Source organism: Nostoc sp. 'Peltigera membranacea cyanobiont' 232, assembly GCF_002245985.1.
Classification (GTDB): Bacteria; Cyanobacteriota; Cyanobacteriia; order Cyanobacteriales; family Nostocaceae; genus Nostoc.
In genome coordinates, this window is record NZ_NOLK01000044.1 from 13834 (window position 1) to 39454 (window position 25621).

General features: G+C 42.4%; 20 protein-coding genes and 1 pseudogene. 13 read left to right on the forward strand and 8 right to left on the reverse strand.

The window, feature by feature from the left end; genetic code table 11:
* The first annotated feature begins 530 nt into the window (after window positions 1-530).
* Window positions 531-1670, forward strand: coding sequence for a glutamate--cysteine ligase (gene gshA / locus CDG79_RS16640; protein ID WP_094343100.1), 1140 nt, complete (start codon window positions 531-533; stop codon window positions 1668-1670).
* A gap of 85 nt (window positions 1671-1755) precedes the next feature.
* Here the strand turns inward: gshA and CDG79_RS16645 are convergent, their stop codons facing one another.
* A complete protein-coding gene (locus CDG79_RS16645) occupies window positions 1756-3249 on the reverse strand; it encodes a glycoside hydrolase family 13 protein (RefSeq protein WP_094343101.1) in 1494 nt (497 codons plus the stop codon).
* Between the two features lie 618 nt (window positions 3250-3867).
* On the opposite strand from CDG79_RS16645, the gene CDG79_RS16650 reads away from it, so the two are divergent.
* A complete protein-coding gene (locus tag CDG79_RS16650) occupies window positions 3868-5595 on the forward strand; it encodes a S8 family peptidase (protein ID WP_094343102.1) in 1728 nt (575 codons plus the stop codon).
* Window positions 5596-5709: 114 nt separating this feature from the next.
* Window positions 5710-6009, forward strand: a complete 300-nt coding sequence (locus CDG79_RS16655) for a hypothetical protein (RefSeq protein WP_094329605.1) — start codon at window positions 5710-5712, stop codon at window positions 6007-6009.
* Window positions 6010-6052: 43 nt separating this feature from the next.
* On the opposite strand, the gene CDG79_RS16660 is transcribed toward CDG79_RS16655, so the two are convergent.
* On the reverse strand, window positions 6053-6424 hold the full coding sequence (locus CDG79_RS16660; protein ID WP_094343103.1) for a CU044_2847 family protein: 372 nt from the start codon (window positions 6422-6424) through the stop codon (window positions 6053-6055).
* A 145-nt stretch (window positions 6425-6569) separates the two neighbouring features.
* Here CDG79_RS16660 and CDG79_RS16665 point away from each other — a divergent pair, with 145 nt between their 5' ends.
* From CDG79_RS16665 to CDG79_RS16685, 5 genes are all read left to right on the forward strand, one after another.
* Entirely contained in the window at window positions 6570-10016 is a 3447-nt protein-coding gene (locus CDG79_RS16665) for an nSTAND1 domain-containing NTPase (RefSeq protein WP_094343104.1), read from the forward strand.
* Between the two features lie 73 nt (window positions 10017-10089).
* A complete protein-coding gene (locus CDG79_RS16670; RefSeq protein WP_094343105.1) occupies window positions 10090-10323 on the forward strand; it encodes a hypothetical protein in 234 nt (77 codons plus the stop codon).
* Window positions 10324-10892: 569 nt separating this feature from the next.
* Window positions 10893-12182 (forward strand): glucose-1-phosphate adenylyltransferase, encoded by a 1290-nt coding sequence (locus CDG79_RS16675; protein WP_094343106.1) that lies wholly within the window; start codon window positions 10893-10895, stop codon window positions 12180-12182.
* A gap of 108 nt (window positions 12183-12290) precedes the next feature.
* Window positions 12291-12800, forward strand: a complete 510-nt coding sequence (locus CDG79_RS16680) for an AAA family ATPase (RefSeq protein WP_094343107.1) — start codon at window positions 12291-12293, stop codon at window positions 12798-12800.
* Between the two features lie 120 nt (window positions 12801-12920).
* On the forward strand, window positions 12921-13922 hold the full coding sequence (locus CDG79_RS16685) for a DnaJ C-terminal domain-containing protein (RefSeq protein ID WP_094343108.1): 1002 nt from the start codon (window positions 12921-12923) through the stop codon (window positions 13920-13922).
* Between the two features lie 54 nt (window positions 13923-13976).
* Here the strand turns inward: CDG79_RS16685 and CDG79_RS16690 are convergent, their stop codons facing one another.
* The 3 genes from CDG79_RS16690 to CDG79_RS16700 all read right to left on the reverse strand — a co-directional run bounded on the left by CDG79_RS16690 (window position 13977) and on the right by CDG79_RS16700 (window position 15995).
* Window positions 13977-14630, reverse strand: a complete 654-nt coding sequence (locus CDG79_RS16690; RefSeq protein ID WP_094343109.1) for a glutathione S-transferase family protein — start codon at window positions 14628-14630, stop codon at window positions 13977-13979.
* A 57-nt stretch (window positions 14631-14687) separates the two neighbouring features.
* Window positions 14688-15224 (reverse strand): peroxiredoxin family protein, encoded by a 537-nt coding sequence (locus CDG79_RS16695; RefSeq protein ID WP_094343110.1) that lies wholly within the window; start codon window positions 15222-15224, stop codon window positions 14688-14690.
* Window positions 15225-15383: 159 nt separating this feature from the next.
* A complete protein-coding gene (locus tag CDG79_RS16700) occupies window positions 15384-15995 on the reverse strand; it encodes a peroxiredoxin (RefSeq protein WP_094343111.1) in 612 nt (203 codons plus the stop codon).
* A gap of 131 nt (window positions 15996-16126) precedes the next feature.
* On the opposite strand from CDG79_RS16700, the gene CDG79_RS16705 reads away from it, so the two are divergent.
* The 4 genes from CDG79_RS16705 (at window position 16127) to CDG79_RS16720 (ending at window position 21194) form a co-directional block, all read left to right on the forward strand.
* Window positions 16127-18271 carry an amylo-alpha-1,6-glucosidase gene (locus CDG79_RS16705; protein ID WP_094343112.1) on the forward strand — a complete coding sequence of 715 codons (2145 nt, stop codon included), beginning with the start codon at window positions 16127-16129 and terminating at the stop codon, window positions 18269-18271.
* Window positions 18272-18569: 298 nt separating this feature from the next.
* Window positions 18570-19049, forward strand: a complete 480-nt coding sequence (bcp, locus tag CDG79_RS16710) for a thioredoxin-dependent thiol peroxidase (RefSeq protein ID WP_094343113.1) — start codon at window positions 18570-18572, stop codon at window positions 19047-19049.
* 304 nt (window positions 19050-19353) lie between these two features.
* Window positions 19354-19980 (forward strand): type I restriction endonuclease, encoded by a 627-nt coding sequence (locus CDG79_RS16715; RefSeq protein WP_094343114.1) that lies wholly within the window; start codon window positions 19354-19356, stop codon window positions 19978-19980.
* A gap of 5 nt (window positions 19981-19985) precedes the next feature.
* A complete protein-coding gene (locus CDG79_RS16720) occupies window positions 19986-21194 on the forward strand; it encodes a cysteine desulfurase family protein (RefSeq protein WP_094343115.1) in 1209 nt (402 codons plus the stop codon).
* Here the strand turns inward: CDG79_RS16720 and CDG79_RS16725 are convergent.
* The gene (locus tag CDG79_RS16725) at window positions 21142-22098 is read right to left on the reverse strand and encodes an aldo/keto reductase (protein WP_094343116.1); all 957 of its coding nucleotides are present in this window, start codon (window positions 22096-22098) and stop codon (window positions 21142-21144) included. The genes CDG79_RS16720 and CDG79_RS16725 overlap by 53 nt on opposite strands.
* Before the next feature lie 138 nt (window positions 22099-22236).
* Here CDG79_RS16725 and CDG79_RS16730 point away from each other — a divergent pair.
* A pseudogene (locus tag CDG79_RS16730) lies at window positions 22237-22461 on the forward strand (short-chain dehydrogenase); the annotation flags it as partial.
* Between the two features lie 160 nt (window positions 22462-22621).
* On the opposite strand, the gene CDG79_RS16735 reads toward CDG79_RS16730, so the two are convergent.
* Window positions 22622-23671, reverse strand: coding sequence for a cyanophycinase (locus tag CDG79_RS16735; RefSeq protein ID WP_094343139.1), 1050 nt, complete (start codon window positions 23669-23671; stop codon window positions 22622-22624).
* Window positions 23672-24358: 687 nt separating this feature from the next.
* Entirely contained in the window at window positions 24359-25609 is a 1251-nt protein-coding gene (locus CDG79_RS16740) for a cupin domain-containing protein (RefSeq protein ID WP_094343118.1), read from the reverse strand.
* Between the last annotated feature and the right edge of the window lie 12 nt (window positions 25610-25621).

The window sequence follows — 25621 nt, forward strand, 5'->3', positions numbered from 1 at the left end:
TACATTTGCGAGTCGAAGAAATATCAAGCATGATTTATAAAGAAAGAATCAGACTTTTAAGAAAGCTGTTATTAAGTAGGTAAATGCTTTTTTCGGATGAATTCTGGAAAATTGTGGTAATTTCAAGCATTCTGTTACATAGTCAAAAATTATTGAGTCGAACCCACTCTCAAAGGTTTTTAGCATTGCCTTGATAATTTTAGGACTTACGCAAAACTCAATGCTGTAGAGGCAAATATCCTGCGGCTAGTACAGCTTGGCAAAAATAAGCAGACCATTAAAAGCCACAAAAATTCAGTAGACTGCAAGGCTTAAAAATGGTATGTATATTTCCGCCGCATGATACTAGGGTTTCGGCTATTTTTTGCGTAAATCTGGAATTTTTCGGAGAATAGCCCAGAAATCTGTTGTTCTGATTTCAGGTGAGTTGGCAATAAAATGATTCTTAACCTTTGATCGACTTAAAGATAGATCCAGAGATACGTCTAATTCGATACAATTTATAGGTAGAGAGAGCCGAGGAGAACAAGGTGGTCTTATTAAAAGGCTTTGAGATTGAGATGTATACTGGCACGCCTCAAGGTGAAATCGTCGGCCTCTCCGACAAAATTGTTGCAGCTTTGGATGGATTTATGCGGGAGCCAGATAGCCGCAACGTTGAATATATAACCCAACCATCCCATAATTACGATAATTTATTGTGTGCGTTGCTGCGTCCCCGGCGGGAGTTGCGAAACTACCTGAGTCGCTTGGGCGATTACACCTTGATACCGGGAAGTACTTTATCTTTAGGTGGGGGCGATCGCTTTCAACGTTCCGATCCAGCCAACGCTTATCATGATTATATTGAGAACACCTACGGGACGAAGGTAGTCACCGCCAGCGTACATATCAATATAGGCATCAGCGATCCAGAAGTATTGATGCGGGCCTGTCGAGCGATTCGGATGGAAGCACCTCTATTTCTCGCCCTCAGCGCCTCATCCCCCTTCCTTGATGGTAAAACTACTGGCTATCACTCCACCCGATGGGGCTTATTTCCGCAAACGCCTAGCCACGTGCCGTTATTTGCCAGCCACGCCGATCATATCCAGTGGGTGGAAGATCAACTCGTTGCCGGAACTATGCAAAACGTGCGGCATTTGTGGACATCAGTCCGGCCAAATGGCGATCGCCGTCCTTACGATCTAAATCGCCTAGAATTGCGAATTTGCGATTTAGTCACAGATCCCATTGCTTTGCTAGCCATTACAGCCTTATTAGAAGCGCGTTTGTTGCAAATAATCGAAAATCCCAGCATCGATCCCTTAACCCAAAGTATTTTCTCTGGTGAAGAACTTGTCACCCTAACTGCTGAAAACGAAGCTGCTGTGGCGGCTGCTAGTCTTGATGCTCATTTGAGACATTGGCAAGATGGTAGAAGCATTTTAGCGAGAGATTGGATTTCGGAAATGTACCAAGATGTTTGGGCGATCGCTAAACAACAAGGCTTTAGCTGTTTCCTTTCTCCATTGCACAAAATCCTTCGCGAAGGCAATGAAGCTCAACAGTGGTTGCAGTTACACACAGTCGGTTTTGACCCCCAGCGCGTCGTCTCCCAGGCTATTCTCGCCACCCAAGAGCGCGAAATGGAACTCGAAGATAAATTGTGTTCGTCCCTGCTGACTTAATTGAAGAGGTAGAGAGGCATTAGGTATGGAGAAAAGGCAAAGAGGCAGGGGAGAAGTTGGAGTAAATCTTTCCCCTTTTTACCTCCTATTGCCTCTGCACCTCTACCTTTTCCCTATTCCCTACTCCCAGAATGCAGCCACTGCGTGCGGGAAGAGTTAATGACAAATGCTGAGTTTCTCCTTCACGATTCCACTCAACTTCAGCATTACCATATAACAGCTTGTTAGGTTGAGTATGCAAACTAACCACATCTGCATTCGCTGTTGCCGAACTTGTACCAGCGTTGATGCCAATTATCAATTCCTCTGTTCCTAAAGTTCGCGCAAAGATATAAAGTTGTCCTTGAGCATGGAGAACTTGATAATCACCTGTACGCAAGGCTGGGTAAGTTTGGCGGAGGGTAATTAACTGACGATGAGTATTGAAAATTTCTCGCTCCCACTTGGCTTCTAAAGGAAAGCCACGTCGTGAGTCGGGATCTATGCCACCAGGTAAACCAACTTCATCACCATAGTAGATGCTGGGCGCACCGGGAAAGGTGAGTAGCAGTAAAGTTGATAATTCTACACTGGCTACATCGCCGCCTGCAATGGTCATCAATCGGGCTGTATCGTGACTTGCTAACAAATTGAGTTGAGTTAGCTGAATTTCCCAAGGGTAAAGTTGCAGGACTTCCTGAATTTTGGTGGCGTATTCGGCAGCAAATAAGGGTGGGTAGGGTTGATAGTCGCGGCCTTGGACTTGTTCTAAGACTACGCGATCGCCAGCTGCAAAGGCAATTGTCGGCCCAGCAAATAGATAATTCATCACGCCGTCAAATTGCGTTCCATCCAACCACTGGCGGGAATCTCCCCACACTTCGCCCACAATGTAAGCTTCAGGATTGACTGCCTTAACGCGATCGCGGAATTCCTGCCAAAAACCAGGAGTTTTTATTTCAAACGGTACATCCAATCGCCAACCGTCGATGCCGAATTTAATCCAATATTCGGCAATTTCCATAATGTATTCCCGCACTTCTGGATTGTCGTGGTTAAATTCTGGTAAAGCGCGATTTCCCACCCAACCCACGTAGTTTGCAGGAAATTCACCATTATATGGTGCTAGAGGCCAGCCTTCTATTTTGAACCAATTTACCCAAGGCGAATGGGGGCCATTTTCTAAAACGTCGTGGAAAAAGAAAAAGCCACGACTGGAATGGTTAAACACACCATCTAGAACGACTTTGATATTCCGTTTATGAGCAGCATCTAGCAATTCCTTAAAAGCCTCGTTGCCCCCCAGCATCGGGTCAACTTGGTAATAATCGTGGGTATGATAGCGGTGATTACTGGCGGATTGAAAGATCGGTGTGAAATAAATCGCGTTAATCCCCAAATCTTGGATGTAGTCTAAATCCTCCATAATGCCCCATAAATCCCCGCCTTTATAACCTTGGAGTGTAGGTATAGCGTCCCAATCTTCCCAACGGGCTTCGCGCAACAGCCGTTTGCGCGGTTGTTTGCTTCTGGCAAAGCGATCTGGGAAGATTTGGTAGAAAATAGCGTGCTTTACCCAGTCTGGTGTTTGAATTTGCATGAATAACTTTTTGTACGTTCAGAAGCGATCGTTGCAAATATTAGCTTCTTTATGGCTCCTACTTATGATAGAGAATTTCTTATTTGTCAGTGTTCGTTAGCAAAATCAATTTTTTTTAACAAACAACAAAGGCGCAGAGAAGCCTGTCTATTGCTGGGGTTCCTCCGTTGTAGCAACTTGCGCGACACTCAGAGAAGAAATAAATACTTAACCAAACTATCTTTTTTTATACGCAGTTTGTATTTAGTTGGTTAATTACTCTTATTTATTCTTAATTTTCTTTTCTTCACTTTGTCCGTAATGATTTAGGCAGACACTGGATTAGTTTAATAGGCTTATAAAAATTACCTGTTACCCCAGTATTGGGTAATTCTGAAATGCCGCTGTTCAAAGATGTCTCATGATTATACATCGGAAATATGAGTTATGAATTAGTAATTGTCTTAGGAATAACTTCCCGCCTCCTAAACTTATTTGATGTTATCTATAAAAAAATAGATAACTATAGTCGCATCAAATAATCAAGGCGAAAAAACTACATAATCGGCACTAATGTGAGAGCGACTTATCCCGAGCGACTACTTTGCTTTCGCCCAATAAATTAAATTTGAGGTAAAAATGAGACACGAAAAACTTTCTCCCGGACTACTTTTGGCATTTCAAGACTATCAAAATGAAGGAGATAAAGCTTTAATTACACACAAGCGATCGCTTGGCATCATTGCCCACAAAAGCCCAGTCAAGCCTACCAAGAGCGTTGTTTTTATCTACTGCGATCCTGATGCAGACTTAAGTCACCTATCACAATATAATATTGAAGTCAATCAAAACTCTGGAAGTGTGCGGACAGCTTTTTTACCGATAGAGAGTTTAGATGTCTTATCTGAAGAAGATGTGATTCACCGAATTAAGCCATCACGCAAACTTCATTTGCGAATGGACACTGCAATGGGAGCAGTCAAACTGCCGGAGTTCCAGAAAAAAAGCAAACTGACTGGTAAAGGAGTAATCATCGGCATTATAGACAGTGGTATCGATCCGAAACACCCTGCTTTTGCTGGACGAATTTTACACATTTGGGATCAAACACTGCCAGGGCCAGGTGTAACAGAGGGCGGCTATGGAGCGGAATTTACGGAAGCGCAACTGACAATCTCTCAGGATACAGCCGGTCATGGTACTCACGTTGCTGGAATTGCTGCCGGTGCTGATACTAACTATAGCGGTGTAGCACCAGAAGCAGAATTAGTTATCGTCAGATCGGATTTACAGGATGCCCACATTGCTGATGGTGTGCGTTACATTTTCCGAGTTGCTAGAGAGTTGGGACGCGCAGCCGTGGTAAATCTCAGCGTGGGTGGACATGCTGATGCCCATGATGGTAGTGATTCCCTATCTAAAGTCATTGATGCCGAAACTGGCCCAGGAAGAATTGTTTGCTGTGCTGCCGGTAACGAAGGAAACGCTAACATTCATGGACAAGCGATAATACCCAGTGGACGCACTCGTGGTATGCGCTTTAATGTTCCTTTGAATCAAATAGGCATAGTTTGGTTAAACGCTTGGTATTCCAAAGATAGTGAGTTGGAAGTGTCTGTGCGGAGTCCTAACGGTTTTGTCACCCCTTACCAAAAAATAATTACTGAAGGTAATGCTGCACAAGATTACCAGTTACCAGATGCACGGGTGCAATTAGCAACACCAGGGCCAGATCAAGCCAACGGCGATCGTAATTTCTTTGTACAAATACGTGGTATTGACCCCTCGCCAGTCATGGGAGGTGTTTGGCAACTGCGAGTCCGCAACACTTCTTCAACTGACACACGTTTAGATGTTTGGACACTAGATGACACTTCCTCAGTGTTTTTTACAGGTAAAAGTGTGAAGGATGCATTAAAAATTGGTTCACCAGGAGCCGCCAGCAGTGCAATTACAGTTGCAGCTTATACGACTAAAAGTAAGTACACAGATATTGATAACCAAGTGCGAGAAATGGGGTTAGAATTGCATACTATTACGGAATTTAGTAGTGAAGGGCCTCTACGCAATAATGGACAGAAGCCCGATGTAGCAGCACCAGGGGCAATGATTGTTTCCACCCTTTCCGCCGATGCGAGTTTTGACCGCTCATCGATGATTAATTCCAAGTTTGTGGTAATGGCTGGTACGAGTATGGCGACACCCTTCGTCACTGGGTTAGTAGCACTGCTGTTGCAGCGCGATCCTAAACTCGATCCGGTTGCTGTGAAAGACCTGCTACGTAAAAATAGTGCAATTCCCAGAAAACCCGCAGGCACATTTGATGACAAATGGGGTTATGGAGTGATTAATGCTTTAAATCTGTAATTAGATTGAGAAAGATAGATATTATTTCTGCACAAGGATAGGGGATAAAAACCTATAACTTTGATAAATTTGGGTAGGCAGTAATTGCCTACCCTTTTTGCCAAGGAATTGCTGATGAATTATCAGAAGTTAGATGCCGCCCTTGCTACAGCGCTAAGTGATGTTCAAAATTCAGAAGAATCGAGTTTGGGGGTTTTCATCCATACTGAACCAATTTTAAACTCGGCTGCAACTGCTGTTTTAGAAAGTTTAGGCGTTAGTGGTGTTACCAGTGGCAAAGATATTTTCACCGCAACACTGTCACTAAATGCTATTTCCCAGTTGTCAGAGCAATCTTGGGTGAAGTATTTGAAGCGATCGCAGCAATTAGGTTTGGTTAATAGAAAAATAAGTATAGGGAAGTTGGGTGTTTAATGGGCATTGCCTACCCCTAGACTGCGCTGATAATTTTTTGCAGTTACTGTGGATCGGGTTGTTGTTTTTCTGCAAACTTACACTTCACCTCAATTTGCAGATTACTTTCAGCTGAACCTTCGGTAATGTAAGGAATTCCTGCTTTCCCACCCAATTTAATGCCAAATGTAAGTTTGACTTCCTCAATCTCAGCAGTATTGAAGTCTTTAAAAGCACTAAGGGCATAGATAGTATAAGAGCGAATCATTTGGCGAGCTTGTTGCATCCGAGCGATCGCATCTGTTCGCACATCCTTGTATTCTATGCCATCGTCGTCTTCTTCAATTTCCTGAGTTATTTCGGTGGCTGTGACGTTGATCTCAATCTGCTCAATCTCCCCGTCTGCTTGGAAAAATAATTGCTGTACTTCTGACATAAGCTACCTCGGTTAAAGTTTTGTAACGTATCTGAATAAATTTCAGCTTGCTTGCAGAAAAATAACAAATGGTATTGTTTCTAGTAACACAGCCATGATTGTGTCTGTCAAGATTATCCCGCATTTACCAACCAAGGTGTGTTAAATGGCACGATACGCGCTTGTTATTGGCATCGCCGAGTATCTCAGCCCATCATTACCGCGTTTGTCGAAAACTACAAATGATGCTGAAGCGATCGCGCAACTCCTAGAGCAATATGGTGATTTCCAGTCTGTGCAAAGACTACCTCAGCGCTGGAATAAAGAGAAAAATGGCTATGAAATGGCAGCGTCAAAAGTTACTGGCGCTCAACTTGGCCAAGATTTGAGAACTTTTTTACTAGAGCAAGCTACTAATAATGAAGCGCTGATTTATTTTAGCGGGCACGGTTTCACCATTTCCGACAATTTGGGACAACAAAAGGGATATTTGGCAAGTTCCGATTGTCAGATTGAATTTAAGGATAACGAAAATGTTGAACAAAAATATGGTATTCCCCTGAATAGCCTTAACGACTTAATTCGAGATTCGCAATTGAGTAGTTTGGTAATGCTACTAGATTGCTGTCATAGCGGCTATTTCTTAGAAAGACAATTAATAGAAAGAACTCTTAACGCTTTCAGTTCGCAAAAGGATTATTACTTAATTACAGCTTGTCGTGGCTTTGAACGTGCGGGAGTGATTAAAAGTGAAGAATACAGCATTTTCACAGGTGCAGTTGTTAAGGGATTAACGGCAGAAAATGCAGGTAATAGTAGGCGAATTAGTGGCGATCGCTTATTTGATTTTGTCAGCAATGAACTTAAAGGTTCCGTACAGGAGCCGATTCGCATGGGTTGGGGACGTTCCATTACTTTGGTAACTTATCCCCAATTAGATGCTACCACAGCCGAAAAAGTTGCTTTCAATCAGGAAAATCCTTATCGGGGACTTTATGCTTTTGAATCAGAGCAAGCGCAATATTTTTGTGGACGAGATGAAGCAGTTCGTACCTTAATTTCGCGTTTAGCAGAGAGTCGTTTTTTGGCTGTAATTGGCTATTCAGGTAGTGGTAAATCTTCTTTAGTAAAAGCGGGTTTGTTACCGCAACTGAAAGGCGATCGCCTCCCTGGAAGCAGTGAATGGGCGATCGCATCTTTTACACCAGGAGAACATCCATTAGGTAAATTAGTTGACATTTTAGCTCGACAACAGCAGCAAAATCAGTCACATCTATTATTTATCGATCAATTTGAAGAAATATTTACCCTTTGTCAAGACGATGAGGAACGCAAAACTTTTATCCGCTTAATAGCACAGGAAGTAAAAAAGGCTGAGGTAGAAACGCGGATAATTTTGACAATTCGCGGTGATTTCTTAAATCGTTGTGCTGATTATCGAGAAATTATTACTCTCATTAATAATATTCCTCCCACATCATTCATCATCACACCGATGTCTTTTGCTGAGTTAGAAGAAGCAATTGAAAAACCAGCCAAATTACATGGGGTAACATTTGAGCGTGGTTTAGTTTCACAAATTTCCGCCGATGTAGTCAACCGTCCTGGTGTATTACCCATACTGCAATATGCGCTTAAGGAATTATGGCGAGTTTGCATTGAAGAACCTGAATCGCCAGAACCGCTTTTAACTCGTAAAGGTTATGAGGAAATTGGCGGGGTTAAAGGAGCTTTAGACAAACGAGCGACAATTTTGTATGAAAGTTTAACGACTATAGATCAAGCCTTTGCGCGTTGCTTGTTTATGGAATTGGTACAGTTAGGTGAAACTGGAGAAGTGACGCGGCGGCGTGCTAGCTGGGAGAGATTAGAAGTAGTTGCAGATTCTTCACAACAATTACAACGGGTTGTAGGATTGCTGGCGGGTTCTCAACAACGTTTAATTATCACCGATGAAAAGACGATTGAAGTAGCTCATGAAGCACTTTTATCTGAGTGGAAATTATTAAATAGTTGGATTGCTGAAAATCTGGAGAATATTCGTCTGAGTCGTTCTTTAGAGGAAGATTGCCAGGAATGGGTACAAAGATTTAATAAATCGGATGATGCACTGTTAACAGGTGCAAACTTGGCTGTAATTTCTGAGTGGGTGAATAAGACTCATCCCAGACTTACGCCATTAGAAGGAGATTTTTTGCATAAAAGTTTGGAGAGACGCGATCGCCAAAATCAGGCAGAATTAGAGCAAGCAAAAAAACTCCAACGAGAAGCAGAAGCCAAAGCCAAAGCTGAATCACAAAGAACTAGATTTGCGATCGCTTCTGCAACACTTGTAGCTTTATCTCTGGGATTGGGACTACTGCTGCAACAACGGACAGTAGAGAAGAAACAAGGAGATGCGATCGCTTCTGGCGCATTAGTTGGAACATCTGAGCAACTTTTGGAAGTAGGCAATCAGTTGGAGGCGATGATATCAAGTGTTAGAGCACTCAAGAGCTTTCAGGATTTAGGTGTAGATAATGCTGACACACTCAATCGACTCAAATCAGTAATTGATGGGGTGCGGGAGCGTAATCGTTTAGAGGGACATACAGGTTCTGTTAGCAGTGTAAGTGTTAGTCCTACAGAAAACCTTATTGTTTCTGGAAGCAGAGATAAAACTGTGAAACTTTGGAAGTTGGATGGCACTCTAGTTAAAACTATGACAAATGATGCTGCTATTTATAGTGTAAATTTTAGTCCTGATGGTCAGTATATAGTTTCTGGTGGTGATGATAAAAAAGTTAAATTATGGAAGAAAGATGGTACTTTCATTGATTCGGTTGCAGAAGATAAAAATATTTATTTTGTCAATTTTAGTCCTGATAAAAAAATAATTTATACTACAGAAGATGGCACTGTAAGATTATGTAAATATAATTTATCAAAAATTATACAAAAACCTTGTAAACCTACACTAGCAAATGGCAAAAACCACGTTTGGAGTGCAGAATTTAGTCATAATAATAGGGGTGAAAATATTGTCACTGCTTCCGATGATGGAAAAATTAGAATATTCACCAAAGATGGGACTTTTGTTACTACCGTACCAGCACATAACGTACTAGCACATAATGCAGCAGTAAGTTACGCAACTTTTGGTCTTAATAACGATACTATCATTTCCTCTAGCTACGATAATACAGTTAAAATGTGGCAAAGGAAAAATGATAACAAACAATGGTCAGAAATAAAATCGGTGACGGCTAACAATCCCTACAAAGTTAAATTTAGCCCAAACTATAAAATTATTGCTGCTACTAGTATTGATGGAAATATCCAACTATGGAAAGATGCTCAACTCACTCAAAAACCTCTTTTTATAGGAAGACACACAAATAAAATAAATGATTTGAGTTTTAGCAATGATAGTAAATGGATTGTTACTGCTAGTCGTGACCAAACTTTAAGGATATGGAGCTTAGATTTTCAGCTTGAAAATACATCACAGGCAAACACTGCTAGTTTATTAAAAAAAGGCTGTAGTTGGCTATCGGAATATTTAAATAATAATCATAAGGCACAGCAAAAATATGTTGATGTTCGTCAGATTTGTGAAAATATCAAAAAATAGAAAGATTTAATATGAGTAGAATACATAATTTAACTGTATAATAAAAATGAAAATTATAAGGAATTATAGTAGTATGGAAAACTTAGAAGCTAATTCTGATAATTCCGAATCCACCAGCTTCAAAGTCAGGATGCTAGGAAAAAATACAACCCCCTTTGAAGAATCAGGAGAACATGGACCTGATAACACTGAACCTGGACCTGATCACACTGGACCAAATGCCCCTAAACTCCCCTTTGAAGAATCAGGAGAACATGGACCTGATCACACTGATCCACCACAGGGACCACATAGAGCAAATGAATAGCCGTCTGACGATCAAAGCAATTCTCAGTGCAGGAATTTGACGATCGCACAAATGGCAATTATTTAATTTTAATTAATTAGATTCTTTTTCTACAATTCTCTCTGGAGGGAATTTAATTGCTTAACTGATTTCAAGCGATCGCCTGAATCTATAACCATAACTAGCAAATGGGTTATTAGCAAATAGACCTCTTGCAAAAGTCAAAAAATTAAAAATGTCATTCTGAGCGGAACGCAGTGGACAGAACAATCTCACTACTCTGTTTAGCTCCGCTCAATATGACAATTTAAGCATTTATGCAAAAGGTCTAATCTCTTTAAACTTATGTTTTTTACCATAACCTGAAATTCAGTTATGTCTCTCAGCATAAGTGTAGTAAGCGCGATCGCACCCTATTGTTCATCCCAATTAATACAAATGTTCTATATTTCTACTTATCAGCCGCATCATCTATACACTACCAGCATTCTGTAAAATTCATCCCAAAGAATCAGACGATCCCCCTTACCTATGGTGGCAGACAGTCCTAAACTGAGAATGAGAGTTGAAAGGCAGTCGGGAGAAATTTTGTGAAAAAAGTATTATCAATCATCCTTGGTGGTGGCGCGGGTACTCGACTTTACCCACTAACCAAACTCCGCGCGAAACCAGCAGTACCAGTAGCGGGGAAGTACCGCTTAATCGATATCCCTGTTAGTAACTGCATAAATTCCGAAATTTTCAAAATCTACGTCCTGACACAATTCAACTCAGCTTCCCTGAATCGTCACATCGCCCGTACCTACAACTTTACCGGTTTCAATGAAGGTTTTGTGGAAGTGCTAGCAGCACAACAAACACCAGAAAACCCTAACTGGTTCCAAGGTACAGCCGATGCTGTGCGTCAGTATCTGTGGTTAATGGAAGAATGGAATGCAGAGGAATATCTGATCCTCTCAGGAGATCACCTCTACCGCATGGATTATCGCCAGTTTATCCAGCGCCATAGGGAAACGGGGGCTGATATTACTCTCTCAGTCATTCCCATCGATGAGCGCCGCGCCTCAGATTTTGGCTTGATGAAAATCGACGATTCTGGTAGAGTCATCGATTTTAGCGAAAAACCTAAAGGTGAAGCGTTAATCCAAATGCGCGTTGATACAAGCATACTAGGATTATCAAAAGAACAAGCCCAGCAACAGCCTTACATCGCCTCAATGGGGATTTATGTCTTTAAAAAAGAGGTTTTGTTCAAGTTGTTGAGAGAAGGTGTAGAAAGGACTGATTTCGGCAAAGAAATTATTCCTGATGCCTCTAAAGATTACAACGTTCAAGCTTACCTTTTTGATGACTACTGGGAAGATATTGGGACAATCGAGGCATTTTATCATGCCAATTTAGCACTGACTCAGCAGCCCCAGCCACCCTTTAGTTTCTACGATGAAGAAGCGCCAATTTATACCCGCGCTCGCTACTTGCCTCCAAGTAAACTTTTAGATTGCCAGATTACAGAATCAATTATCGGCGAAGGTTGTATTTTGAAAAATTGCCGCATTCAACATTCGGTGTTGGGAGTGCGATCGCGAATTGAATCTGGTTGCGTCATCGAAGAATCTTTGCTCATGGGTGCAGATTTTTACCAAGCTTCTGTAGAACGCCAATGTAACGTAGAAAAAGGTGACATCCCTGTAGGTATTGGTACTGACTCAATTATTCGCGGTGCCATTGTTGATAAAAACGCCAGTATCGGTCACGATGTCAAAATCATCAATAAAGATAACGTGCAAGAAGCTGACCGCGAAAGTCAAGGTTTCTATATCCGTAGTGGTATCGTTGTCGTGATGAAAAATGCTGTAATTCCTGATGGAACAATCATTTAGTCATTAGTCATTGGTCATTGGTCATTGGTCATTGGTCATTAGTCATTAGTCATTAGTTATTCAGAAAGGACAAATGACAAATGACAAAAGACAAAGGACAAATAACAAATGACTAAACTAATATTGCTGATTGGTCTTCCAGGTAGCGGTAAGTCAACTTTTGCAAAACAATTACTGGCAGAATGCCCCCAGATGTCGCTGATTTCTACAGATGCCATCCGGGGGCAATTATTCGGTTCCCAAGCCCTTCAGGGGCCGTGGCTGCTGATTTGGCGGGAAGTAGAACGGCAATTTCAGCAAGCTATTTCTACAGCAAATACAGCCATTTTCGATGCCACCAATGCCCAGCGTCGCCATCGCCGTGAAGTCATTGCTTTAGCCCGTGAATTGGGCTTTACCCAAATTACGGCAATTTGGGTGGATACACCAGTCTGGTTGTGTTTAGCACGTAATAAAAGGCGATCGCGCCAGGTTCCTGAAGAAATTATTTTGCGGATGCACCGTCAACTCCGGGATGCTCCCCCTAGCCTGGAAGAGGGGCTAGACGGGCTGATCCGCTTATCAGAAAAATCGGAGTACGGAAATTGCGATCGCGCGGTGAGCAAGAACCACACTTGATTTTCTATATTCTTTGTTAATTTAAAATCAGATTGTTTTGCTTTGGCACTATACCTAGCAATTAAATATCTTGCGATCTTAAAAAAAAACATAACAGGAATTTCTATAGGAGGCTAGTAGATGGCTGCAACCGACTTCAAAGACTATTACGCAATTTTGGGAGTTAGTAAGACTGCCACTCAGGACGAGATTAAACAAGCCTTTCGTAAACTAGCCCGTAAATATCACCCTGATGTCAACCCAAATAACAAACAAGCAGAGGCACGCTTTAAAGAAGTTAGCGAAGCCTACGAAGTTGTGTCAGATGTAGATAAACGCAAAAAATACGACCAATTCGGTCAATATTGGAAGCAAGCTGGTGAAGGTTTCCCATCCGGTGGCGGCGTTGGTGCTGATATGGGTGGCTTTGACTTCAGTCAATACGGCAATTTTGATGAGTTCATTAATGAGTTGCTAGGACGCTTTGGCGGTGCTACCCCTCGCGGTGGACGACAAAGTTACTCTTCTTACCGCACTCCTACAGGTGCGCCAAGTGGTTTTGGCGGCTTTAACGATTATGGATTTCAAGATCCAGGTGCGGGTACTTCCCAAGATAGTGAAGCTATAATCACCCTAAGTTTTGCTGAAGCATTTAACGGCGTACAAAAGCGCTTCAGTTTGGGTAACGAAACAATTGATGTTCGTATCCCATCTGGGGCTAAACCTGGTACTCGTCTGCGCGTGCGGGGTAAAGGTCAAATCAACCCAATGACTCAACAACGAGGGGATTTATACTTAAAAGTGGAACTTCAGCCGCACTCGTTCTTCCAAATGGAAGGTGATAACTTGGTGTGCGAAGTGGCAATCACACCAGATGAAGCGACTCTGGGAGCGTCTATTGATGTACCCACTCCTGATGGTTCAGTTAATGTCAAACTACCAGCCGGAGTGCGTTCTGGCCAATCACTGCGTTTGCGTGGCAAAGGTTGGCCTCTCGCTAAGGGTGGACGTGGCGATCAGTTGGTGAAGGTGGCGATCGCACCACCAAAAGACCTCAGCCAACAAGAGCGGGAATATTATGAAAAAATCCGGGCTATCCGTACTTATAACCCCCGCAGTCATTTGCAGCAAGTCAAGCTGTGAAAATTGCAGATTGTAGAGACAGTAAATTTACCGTCTCTACATTTAAGTATGAATTTACCGCGTATTTCTCGCTATTATGACAGATTTCAACGTTTCCATTGCCTCTGGCGTAGCCTGAGTAGCTTGCCATGATGGACGTGCAATTAAGCGATCGTGCCAAGCATTCAGTTTTGGATAATCACTTAAAGAAATCCCTACACTTGGCAGCACAGTTACTACGGTTCCAGCCACAACTTCGGCAAGAGTGAGGTTGTGACTAGCAAAGTAAGGGCGATCGTCAAGTAAATTTTCAAAAAACTTCAGCACTGTGGGAATTTTTTGCTGTGCCTTCTTGATTTTTTCTGGATCTCCTCCAGGTAAGCCTAATATCTGAGGTAAAAACGTGGTGGTTGCTGGCAAAAGCTCATTCACAGTTAGCAGTTGTACCATCCGCGCGATCGCTAAATCCTTGGCATCTTTAGGCAACATTGCAGGTGTGGGATATTTTGCCTCTAAATAGTCCAGAATTGCTAAAGATTCTACTACATTAAAACCGTCATCCACTAAAGCGGGAATGTGATGGAAAGGGTTAATCGCCAAAAAATCTGGTTTAAATTGTTCCCCATCCAATTTTATCTCTACCAATTCAAACTCAAGTCCTTTTTCCAGTAGAGTAATCCAGACGCGGCGTGAGTTGGGAGAAATCGGCATGTGGTAAAGTTTCAGCATGAGAAAACCTCACAGTTTGATAATTAGAGCAGACATTGCCAATTTTACACTTTATACTCAATTGAATTGTTCTAATAAAGTCTCAACACTAGCATTGCGATCCAGAAAAGAAAATAAATGCCAGTAGCTGAGTTTTCCTTCTTTATCTAATACAAACTGGGCTGGTAAAGGCGCTCCTAGTGCTTGCCCTACTTGATAGTTACGAAATACTCGACAACTAGGATCGCTCAATAACGGCATTTTTAAGCTTAAATCTCTCACAACAATTTGACTCTGCCGTTCATCGGTACTAGTAATCATTAAAACTTCTATACCACGATTTTTAAATTGCTCGTAGTTCTTATTCAAGGCTTTGATATGAGGAAAACAAAATGGACAATATTGCTTTTCAGTAAAGATGCGAGTAAAGGCAAGTAAAACTGGTTGCTTGCCTTTATAATCAGACAATTTTACTAAAGCCCCGTTGGTAATATCTGGAAGTTGAAAATCAGGTGTTCCTACTCCCAACCTAAGCTTATTTGTAGCTGGAACTGGTAAAAAATTGCGGAAGAAGCGTTCATTTAATAAGCCACTAAAATCAGTTGAAGTCAACATATTTATTAACCCTGATGATTTAAATACTATTTTATGAAAAAACCACAGATAGATACAGAGGTTGACACGGTTTCACGTATATCTCTATTTATCTGTGGTTTTCATTGATTTTGCTGTCAACTCCAACAACTTGAATTAGAGTTGGCTAGCTAGCGAAATTTAGACAGCAGAGAAGTATACTTTAGACTTCACTGGATCGGGATTCATTGTCTTGTCACCAGGTTGCCAACCAGCTGGGCAAACTTCATCGGGGTGAGACTGAACATACTGAATTGCTTGTAATGTCCGCAGGGTTTCATCAACGCTGCGACCAAAAGCTAGGTTGTTGATGGTAGCGTGCTGTATGATACCATCTTTATCGATGATGAACAGACCACGCAAGGCAATACCGGCTGCTGGATCGAGAACGTTGTAAGCGGCGCTAATCTCTTTCTTAATGTCTGAGACTAGAGGATAATTCAAGTCGCCGACACCACCAGACTTACGATCTGTTTGAATCCAAGCGAGGTGGGAGAATTCACTGTCAACGGAAGCCCCAAGGACTTCGGTATTGATTTTCTTGAATTCTTCGTAGCGATCGCTAAATGCTGTGATTTCAGTAGGACAAACAAAGGTAAAGTCTAGTGGGTAGAAAAATAGGACAACATACTTACCGCGATAATCGGAAAGTTTGATTGTCTTAAATTCCTGATCTACCACAGCCGTTGCTGAGAAATCGGGAGCTTGTTGGCCAACGCGGATGCTTCCTTCGGTTCCGTAAGTAAGGGACATTAACCTAATTCTCCTTTATCGGTTTATTAGCGCTGGAATTCGGGTCAAGTCAAACTCGCCCATCCACGCTCTCACAGTTTAATTACGATCTGTTACGACTATATCATACTCATAACGATTTTGAGTAGCAAATGCTTGATTTAGATACAAGAGAATGGTTGCTTACCAATGGCTTAGGAAGTTTTGCCAGTGGTACAGTTTCTGATGTCCGCACGCGCACTTATCACGGTTGGCTATTTACCGCTACAAACCCGCCTTCTGGGCGAAATCTGCTGCTTTCGCACTTAGACGCTAGCTTAGAAGTATCTGGGAGCGTTGTGGCGTTAGGGACAAATGTTTGGGGCAACGATCGGATTGAACTGACAGGCTACCAACTGTTGCGGTGTTTTGATATTAACCCAGTTCCAAAATGGACTTGGGGTCAAAATAACTGGCAGTTAACCAGACAATTAGTGATGCCTTATGGGTTAGTAGGGATTGGGGATTGGGGACTGGGGACTAGGGACTGGGGATTAGGAGCGAAGAACGAGGAACTGGAAATAGGAAAGAATACTTCCCAATACCCAGTACCCAATACCCAGAGGGGGCCCCAAGTTCCCCAATCCCAATTTTGCCATCGAATTTTGATCCAATATCGCTATGACGGAAGTGATACAGCAATTTTACGGCTGCGACTGCTGATAGCAGAACGTGATTTTCACCACCAGCAAACTGCTAGTTCAGGATTACAGTTTTCAGAATTGCTTGGGCAACAGCAAGTCTGTCTGCAAGCAAAAAAATCTGGGAATTTCGGTATACCTTGGCACTTGCGCTGGACACAAGGAAAATATCAACCAGATGCAGTTTGGTATTGGAATTATGGATTGTCTGAAGAGACAAAACGGGGATTAGGTGACAAAGAAGACCTCTACAGTCCTGGTTACTTAATAGTCACACTGCAACCAGGAGATGTGGTCACTTTAGAAGCACGAGTAGGTTTTCCTGACTCAATGGCAGGTGTTCTCACCTCTGAAACCTTTGCAGAAGCCGTGGAGGTAGAGCAAGAGCGGCTCTCTAAGATTTTTGGATGGAGTGAAGGAGGGACTAGGCAAGAGTTATTAAACTCCCAATCCCCACTCTGGCAAAAACTACTCAAAGCAAGCGATCGCTTTATCGTCTATCGAGGCTCAATAGCAGGCCCCACAATCATTGCTGGTTATCACTGGTTTAATGAGCGAGGACGCGACATATTAATTGCCTTACCTGGGTTGGCACTAGTTCCACAGCGCTTTGACCTGGCAAAAGGAGTATTACGGACTTTTGGGCATTACTGTCGCCACGGTTTAATGCCTAATGCATTTCCTGATGATGATGGTGAACCACTTTATAACAGCATTGATGCGGCGCTATGGTGGATTGAAACTTTAGGGCTTTATTTAGAAGCTACCCAAGACTGGGAGTTTTTGGCAGAGCAATTTCCCATAGTTCAACAAATCCACAAAGCCTTTGTTGGTGGTACACACTACAATATTCAAGTTGATGCTATTGATGGATTAATTAGTTGGGATGCTTGTGGTGTAGCTCTCACTTGGATGGATGTGGTAATTGGGGCAAACCCCGTCACTCCCCGTCACGGTAAGCCAGTGGAAATCAATGCGCTGTGGTATTCAGCGTTATGTTGGCTGAGTCAATGGGCAGAACGCTTGAGCCACTTGAGCCAGCTTAAATTTGGCGATCCAGCGCGTCTCAATAAGCAAGCACAGCGCTATGCTTTACAAGCACAAAAGGTTAAAACCTCGCTGCAAAAGTTCTGGAATCCTCAGCTAGGTTATTTGTACGATACTATTGAGCCAGACGATCGCCGGAATTTTCAAATTCGTCCTAATGCGGTTTTAGCGCTGTCGCTGCACCATTGTGGATTTTCTGAACAACAAGGGTGTCAAGTACTAGATTTGGTAACTGCCAGCTTGCTGACTCCTTATGGTCTTCGCAGTCTCGATCCAGGAGATCCCGAATACAAAGGGAGATATGAGGGAAATCAAGAGCAACGCGATCGCGCCTATCATCAAGGCACTGTTTGGACTTGGCTAATTGGGCCATATATTCGGGCTTGGCAACGTTTTTATCCACAACAATCGTTGCCTTTTGATTGGCAACCCTTGCTAGATCACTTCCTATTTAACGCTTGTCTGGGTTCTATTTCTGAGATTTTTGATGGTGACTCACCTCACACACCCAGAGGTGCGATCGCTCAAGCGTGGTCAGTTGCTGAGGTCATCCGTCAAATCCAAAAATAATTCGTAATGACGCTCTCTACGAGACGCTAAAAGCGATCGCGGACTCGCCTTCTCGTGTCGCTAACGTAATTCGTAATTCTTAAAGGATGTTTTAAAAATTCCAGAAGTTATGGTTTGTCTTAGCTATGGATGCAGTAAAATATTTTACCGTCTTCATCTACAAATTTTTCGGATTTAATGACTCGAAGAAGGTTATTTTCTGGGTGTTTTTTGTTTAGTAAAGCATAGCCCAATATATGTACAATTCTAAAGCGATATCTACAACGAGCTACGCTTACGCTATCTCTCACACCCCATCATGAGCAACATTCCCCAAGTCGGACAACCAGCGCCAGATTTCTCCACTCCTGACCAAAATGGCAATGCAGTCACTCTCGATGACTTCAGCAGTCAGTGGGTTGTTGTCTACTTCTACCCCAAAGATGACACACCAGGCTGTACCACTGAAGCGACAGATTTCACCGAGTTGTATCAAGACTTCAGCGCACTCGGAGCAAAAATCTTAGGCGTAAGTCCAGATTCGGGTAAGTCCCATTGTAAATTTATCAGCAAACATAACTTGTCAATCACCCTGTTGAGTGACCCAGAACATATTTTGACAGAAGCCTACGGCGCTTGGCGCTTAAAAAAATTTATGGGCAAAGAATATATGGGTGTTGCTCGGTCAACATTTCTCATTTCATCTGATAAAATTATTGCCTATGCTTGGCCGAATGTAAAAGCCAAAGGTCATGCTCAGGCAGTTTTAACTAAATTACAGGAATTAGCAGCCACGTAAAGTCCCAAGTGAGTCATGCAAACACGATTGGATGCAGGTAGACTCACATTCTACTTGATGTCAGCAAAACTTCAGGAAGTGAGCAACTAGCACTAGAGTTTGCGTGTAAGTTTGCCAAAAAATGGTCTTGTGTTGTCTATAATTCAAGTCAAACAGTCTACTCAGAACAAGAATTGTTAGGGTTATGCCAAACACAACCAGGTTTTGTTTAGGAAAACTTTTAAGTTAATTATTTTTGCTTTTCATCCGTAGGTTAATACTGGAGCAGTGTCATAAGAATTATACTACATCTTTTCAAGAAATTATGGTTCAATTTATCCAAGCACAAAATGTCGGGCTTGCTTATCTGGAAGAAAGATTTGGTCTACAGTTAGCCGAAGAGGAGGCGTTCTTTATCGAATGGTTTGATAATTTACCGGAAATTACAGATTTAGAAAAGCAAGATTTAGACAGAGTAAAACTTCATTTTCTCCGTTTAGTCAAGCGTCCTCCTTTGTCAGAAGAAACTGTCAAATTAGTAGTTTTATCTCCTTTACTAAATTTAGCTGGATTTTATGATGAGCCTTTTTATATAAGAGGTGAGCAATCAATAGAAATTTCTGCGGAGAATGAAGAAGAAGTTATTAGGGGTAAAATTGATATTTTAGTTATTCAAGAAAAATTATGGTTGTTAGTAATTGAATCTAAAAGGTCTAGTTTTTCTCTTTTAGAAGCCATACCCCAAGCACTGGCTTATATGTTAGCCGATCCTAGTCAAGATAAACCTACTTTTGGATTAGTAACAAATGGCAGTGATTTTATTTTCCTCAAGCTTGCCAAACAAAATCAGCCAAGGTATGCTATATCTGACCAATTTACACTTTTAAAACGAAAAAGCGAATTGTATCAAGTTCTAAGTGTATTAAAAAACTTGAGTCAAATTTTGAGTTAATAATTATGTCCACTCGTCCTATATACCTTGATTGTCATGCTACTACACCCGTAGATGAACGGGTATTAGCAGCAATGATTCCTTACTTCACAGAAAAGTTTGGCAACCCATCTAGTATTGGTCATGTTTATGGCTGGGAAGCAGAGGCTGCTGTCAAACAAACGCGAGAGATTTTAGCAGCAGCAATTAACGCCACTCCCGAAGAAATTGTTTTTACGAGTGGGGCAACAGAAGCTAATAATTTAGCTATAAAAGGTGTTGCCGAAGCTTATTTTAAGAAAGGTCAGCATATTATTACTGTCGCAACTGAACATAATGCAGTTATTGACCCTTGTAACTATTTAAAAACTCTCGGTTTTGAAATTACTATTCTCCCAGTTAAAAAAGATGGATTGATAGATTTAACTGAGTTAAACAAAGCTTTTCGTCCTGAGACGATCTTGGTATCGGTGATGGCTGCAAATAACGAAATTGGCGTGTTACAGCCTTTGGCAGAAATTGGGGAACTATGCCGTGCTTACAACATCATTTTCCACACTGATGCAGCCCAAGCTATTGGTAAAATTCCCCTAGATGTGCAAGGGATGAAAATTGACTTGATGTCGCTAACCGCACACAAAGTATTTGGGCCAAAGGGTATTGGGGCGCTATACGTCCGTAGGCGGGAACCCAGAGTGCAACTGGCTCCTCAGCAACACGGCGGCGGACATGAACGGGGGATGCGTTCTGGTACATTGTATACACCGCAAATTGTCGGCTTTGGGAAAGCTGTAGAAATCGCTTTGGCAGAACAAGCAACAGAAACCCAACGCCTCACCCAGTTAAGACAAAGTTTGTGGGAACAGCTTTCCCAAGTTGAGGGAATTCATCTCAACGGACACCCTCAACAGCGATTGGCGGGAAACTTGAATATCAGTGTTGAGGGAGTGGATGGAGCCGCACTTTTGCTAGGATTGCAGCCAGTAATGGCGGTTTCTTCTGGATCTGCTTGCTCCTCGGCAAATACTGCCCCCTCCAGTGTTCTGACAGCGCTGGGAAGTTCCCAACAGCTAGCTTATGCTTCAGTGCGGTTTGGGATTGGACGGTTTAATACCCAAGAGGAAATTGATATTGTCGCGAAACATGCGATCGCAACTATTCAAAGTTTACGCAAAACCTCTTTTATGGATTCTCGCGCAGGAAAGCCCCAATCTGCTCTAGTTCCTGTTGATTGAGGCGAAATTCCCCAGCAGCGATGATTCCATCCACCTGCTGGGGATTGCGTGCGCCAACGATCGCAGCTGTTACCGCCGGATTATTTAAAGTCCAAGCGATCGCTACCTCTCCGGGAGAGCGATCGTGTTGCTTACCAATGTGCTGCAATACCTCCACTAGCTTCAGGTTACGAGATAGACGTGGTTCCTGAAATTCACTACTCTCTTTGCGCCAATCATCGTCTGGTAAATTGGCAATCCGCTCAGATGTCATCTTTCCTGTAAGCAACCCAGATTGCATCGGTGAATAGACAATTACACCGATGTTGTTTTCCTTACAAAAAGGCAGAATTTCCTTTTCGACATCAGGCTTAACCAGTGAATAAGGCGGTTGCAATGAGGTAACTGGTGCAATCTTCTGGATACGTTTCAACTGTTCAACATTGAAGTTTGAAACCCCGATATAGCGAACCTTCCCTTCATCTTTGAGCTTGGCGAGAGTTGTCCAGCCTTCTTCGATATCTGAGTCTGGATTAGGCCAGTGGATTTGATAGAGATCGATGGTTTCAATATCGAGTCGGCGCAAACTAGCTTCAACTTCCCGCCGCACAGAATCCGCCTTCAGGCTGCGACCAATTTCGCCCTTTTCATCCCAGATCATTGAGCATTTGGTAAAAATGTAGGGGCGACTAGATCGACCTTTGAGTGCCTTAGCAACAACCTCCTCAGAATGTCCCAAACCATAGATAGCTGCGGTGTCAATCCAGTTAACGCCGAGATCGAGAGCGCGATTAATTGCCTCAATGGATTCTCTATCGTCCTGCGCTCCCCAACCAAAAGCCCATCCACCTCCACCAATCGCCCAAGCACCAAAGCCGATTGGGGTAATGTGAAGCTCCGAATTACCAAGCTGTTTGGTTTGCATATCTACCTTCTTCAATGATTTTTGAGTCAATTGCTAGTGTAAACCGCAAATATTTTCTTAACCGCTATCTGAAGTGTGAATCACTACTAGTGGAAACACGACAGCCAATCACGACTTCTGTAAGATTACAACTCATCAAAAACAGCAGTGAATGCCATCACAGTTCTGTTAGCTGCTGAACTTAAAGATACCCCGATTAAAGTCAATGCTGCTGACCCTGGTTTCACAGCAACTGACATTAATCAATACCAAGGGTATCGCAGTGTTGAGCAAGGAGCGATCGCAGCAATTAAACTTGCTACTCTACCTGATGATGGTTCTAGCGGAGGGTTTTTTGATGAGAATGGTGTAGTCCCCTGGTAAAAAGTAAAGGAGCATTGGGCATTGGGGAGGGGGAGTTAAAACTTAGAGATTGAGCTTCTGAGGGTGGAAGTTGAGCTTCTGAAGGTGGAAGTTGAGCTTCTGAGGCTCAACCTTCAAGTTTTAACTCCCCATTCCCCATTCCCCATTCCCAATTCCCAAATCAATAAGGATTTGAATCAATCCGTCCCCTTTTAACACTTCTCAGATAGTACCCAGAGGTTGGTCTGTTTTTTAAGTTAAAGGTGTCACCACTGCGAACTCTCCAAATTTTGTAATTGGAAAAGGTCAAAGGCGTTCGGGGTTCGCATACTTCTGGCGTATGATTGCCAAGTACAAAGTATGCCGCACCCCTACCCATAACTTTCACCAAGCCGTTTTTATCCACAAGAACCGATGTACTTTCACTAACCGCTATGCCTAAAACACTGCTAGATATACCATCCTTAATTTGACGGGCAATGAAAGCCATAATTCGGCCCATTCTTTCCCGCCTGTCAAAGTGTGTATCTACGATAGTTCCTTTTAAATTACTCCAATTGAAAAAGTTGTAAGTAAAAGTAATGTCCCGGTAAGGATCTTCGAGTGCGTCTCTAGTTTCAATGCCTTTTTCAGAAGAAGCACAAGCATCATAGACACAATCACTTTGGATCATCGCCCCCGCACTAGTGCCACCAACACCGCCTCCCTTAAGGTAAACTGACTTAACAGCAGCTTCAAGCTTGGTATCTTTCCAGTTGCGGATGTATTGACATTGGTCGCCGCCAGCAAAGAAAACTACATCAGCTTTTTTGATTTTTTCAAAAATCTCGGCTTTGTTTGCTTCTTCTCTATTGCGAATCAGAAGAGTTTCCACAAAGTTTACACCCGTCATGGCATAAATTAGCCGATTGTAATCGTGATTACCATTCGTGCGGAGAACTACAACATTAACCTTGGTAGCGGAGTTACTACCTCCCCTAACTTGGTTAATCATCCACTGGATAGCATCATCGACATCGGGGCCACCCCCTCCCAAACTCAGGACTGGGCCCGCTAAGGAAGGACGCACATCAAAGGAGGGTGAGGGGGAAGGGCTGACCTCAACAGTGTCACCCAAGAAGTAGCGTTTCCAGTTTTCGATAAAACGGGTTATTAGGAAGGTTCCCATGTTCAACAACTTGATTCCTATATTTTTCAAGCGCCTTGCTATGCTTGGGAATGCCTTTGTCATACTAAGCTTCTGGAGCAAACTGCAATTATTGCTAGGCTGTGACACATTTTGATTGCTTATTTCTTCGTGAAATTTGTCTTTTGTCATTAGTCAGTTGTCCTTTGTGAAGAACCAATGACAAATGACAGTCTTAACGAAAAATATGCAATTTAGACGTGCATTAGCTTAACTGTCGCACCTTAGTGGGTAAAATTTCCAGCGTACAGGGCTTGTACTGTTTTTTCACGTAAAATAACGCAGAGTAATCATTAATTTTCTGCGCTACTAAGTAAGTCGGTGAGAAAAATTCAATGTATATGAAGAAATATAAATTAGCTGTAGGGTGTGTTATGCCGTAGGCTAACGCACCTGAGATTGTTGACGGTGCGTTGCGCTCTGCGACAACACACCCTACATTAAAATTCCTTAACATAGCTGGAAATATTTGCACCGACTTACTTATACAAAAATCTCCACATTGCTTGTGGTGTTTAATTCTGGTCAGATGAAATCTCAAATAGACTAGGTATTACTTGTCACTCTTAAGATTCTTCCGTAGTTGCTGAGAATATTTAAAAATATTCTGAATAGCTAGGAATGCCGACAAAGAATCCAATTCTGTTTTCGTTAGGGACTTCCAAATAAAAAAATACCCCACAAGGTTAGATAATTTATTTGTTGGAAGTCCATAATGTTATCAAAGTTACATTAATCATATCCCCCAAACATAAACAGAGAAACTTGTTCATCTGTAGCATTCATTAAAGCGTGAAGATTACCACCTTTGAGCATGGCAAAGTGTCCGGCTTGTAGTGTACGGATTTCAAAGCAGCGTTCTCGCTCTGGCATTTTGCACCAATCTCCTACTACCATGAAGCCTTGACCATCCATCATCAGAAAAACTTCCTGGTTATCACGATGGCGATGTAAACCAATCCCACAACTAGCATTGAGGACGTGCAAATCCATGTAATCTACCGCAAAGAATCGTTCAAAACCGTTGCCATGATTTTTGCTACCAAAGGCGTTGAAGTTCCATGAGTTTAACTGGCGGCCCAATTCGGGTTTGCTAGAATAGCGTCCATAATTAGACATTAAATTACGATACTCTAAAAAGCCAATACCACCGTGAGGGTTAGAACTGATACCTGTTCCTAAAAAATGATCCCATCCCCGGACAATCATGTTGAATTCGTACTGGTAGTTTGCCCCATTCTGGGAGTCCCAAATTTTCTCGCTAAAGTCTGCCCAAGCAAGCTCTACATGCAGAGGTAGTATCGGATGCATCGTGTTTGTGGGGGCAACATCTAGTATATAGCGATCGCTTAATGCTTCCCGGTTGAAGTCTGCTATGCTGCCATGTACTAAATCATTTCGTACCTGGAGTTCACCGCGATCTAGGGCATTGCGTCCTTTGTCGTCTAGCTGATCTCGCAGATCGTTGCCTGGATAACCCCAAAACTCAACTTCATAGCGATCGCTTAAGGGATTATACGGCACCAAAATCAGTGATGGAGTTGCTACACCTGCGACTTTAATCCAAAGTTTAATCTTTTCCCCCAATTTATGGTTTGCAGCAACAGATAGTTTAGTATCAGGGCCGCCACGGTAAGAAACTCGCAAAAACGGCCCTGTCCAGTCTCCCACAGTCACCAAACCCCGAATTAAAAAGGTATCGGTACTAACAAAATCCTTGACATTTTGCTTTTGGAAATCTGTTTTATTATCCTGCACAGTCGGGTCGAGAATATTCGCATCATTCCCCTGAGGCCCATATAAAACTAGAGACTCATAAGGAAATAGGTATTGCGACTCCCCTGTTAAATAGAATTCACGTTCAGCTGCTAGTTGGGCGCGTTCGAGAAAATTCAGCAACTTCAGCAACGGATTACCCCGATTATAGTCAGGCGGGGTATTGGGATCGACTTTAAAAACACTGTCAGAATGAACAATAAACATAGCAACAGTTGT

What these genes read in the sequence shown, in the direction of transcription:
- CDG79_RS16665 (WP_094343104.1), top strand. Translation starts at nt 6,570, where the DNA reads ATGGCACGATACGCGCTTGTTATTGGCATCGCCGAGTATCTCAGCCCA.
- CDG79_RS16655 (WP_094329605.1), top strand. Translation starts at nt 5,710, where the DNA reads ATGAATTATCAGAAGTTAGATGCCGCCCTTGCTACAGCGCTAAGTGAT.
- CDG79_RS16660 (WP_094343103.1), bottom strand. Translation starts at nt 6,424, where the DNA reads ATGTCAGAAGTACAGCAATTATTTTTCCAAGCAGACGGGGAGATTGAG.
- CDG79_RS16680 (WP_094343107.1), top strand. Translation starts at nt 12,291, where the DNA reads ATGACTAAACTAATATTGCTGATTGGTCTTCCAGGTAGCGGTAAGTCA.
- CDG79_RS16685 (WP_094343108.1), top strand. Translation starts at nt 12,921, where the DNA reads ATGGCTGCAACCGACTTCAAAGACTATTACGCAATTTTGGGAGTTAGT.
- CDG79_RS16700 (WP_094343111.1), bottom strand. Translation starts at nt 15,995, where the DNA reads ATGTCCCTTACTTACGGAACCGAAGGAAGCATCCGCGTTGGCCAACAA.
- CDG79_RS16725 (WP_094343116.1), bottom strand. Translation starts at nt 22,098, where the DNA reads ATGCAAACCAAACAGCTTGGTAATTCGGAGCTTCACATTACCCCAATC.
- CDG79_RS16720 (WP_094343115.1), top strand. Translation starts at nt 19,986, where the DNA reads ATGTCCACTCGTCCTATATACCTTGATTGTCATGCTACTACACCCGTA.
- bcp (WP_094343113.1), top strand. Translation starts at nt 18,570, where the DNA reads ATGAGCAACATTCCCCAAGTCGGACAACCAGCGCCAGATTTCTCCACT.
- CDG79_RS16670 (WP_094343105.1), top strand. Translation starts at nt 10,090, where the DNA reads ATGGAAAACTTAGAAGCTAATTCTGATAATTCCGAATCCACCAGCTTC.
- CDG79_RS16715 (WP_094343114.1), top strand. Translation starts at nt 19,354, where the DNA reads ATGGTTCAATTTATCCAAGCACAAAATGTCGGGCTTGCTTATCTGGAA.
- CDG79_RS16690 (WP_094343109.1), bottom strand. Translation starts at nt 14,630, where the DNA reads ATGCTGAAACTTTACCACATGCCGATTTCTCCCAACTCACGCCGCGTC.
- CDG79_RS16705 (WP_094343112.1), top strand. Translation starts at nt 16,127, where the DNA reads ATGCTTGATTTAGATACAAGAGAATGGTTGCTTACCAATGGCTTAGGA.
- CDG79_RS16735 (WP_094343139.1), bottom strand. Translation starts at nt 23,671, where the DNA reads ATGACAAAGGCATTCCCAAGCATAGCAAGGCGCTTGAAAAATATAGGA.
- CDG79_RS16645 (WP_094343101.1), bottom strand. Translation starts at nt 3,249, where the DNA reads ATGCAAATTCAAACACCAGACTGGGTAAAGCACGCTATTTTCTACCAA.
- CDG79_RS16740 (WP_094343118.1), bottom strand. Translation starts at nt 25,609, where the DNA reads ATGTTTATTGTTCATTCTGACAGTGTTTTTAAAGTCGATCCCAATACC.
- CDG79_RS16695 (WP_094343110.1), bottom strand. Translation starts at nt 15,224, where the DNA reads ATGTTGACTTCAACTGATTTTAGTGGCTTATTAAATGAACGCTTCTTC.
- CDG79_RS16650 (WP_094343102.1), top strand. Translation starts at nt 3,868, where the DNA reads ATGAGACACGAAAAACTTTCTCCCGGACTACTTTTGGCATTTCAAGAC.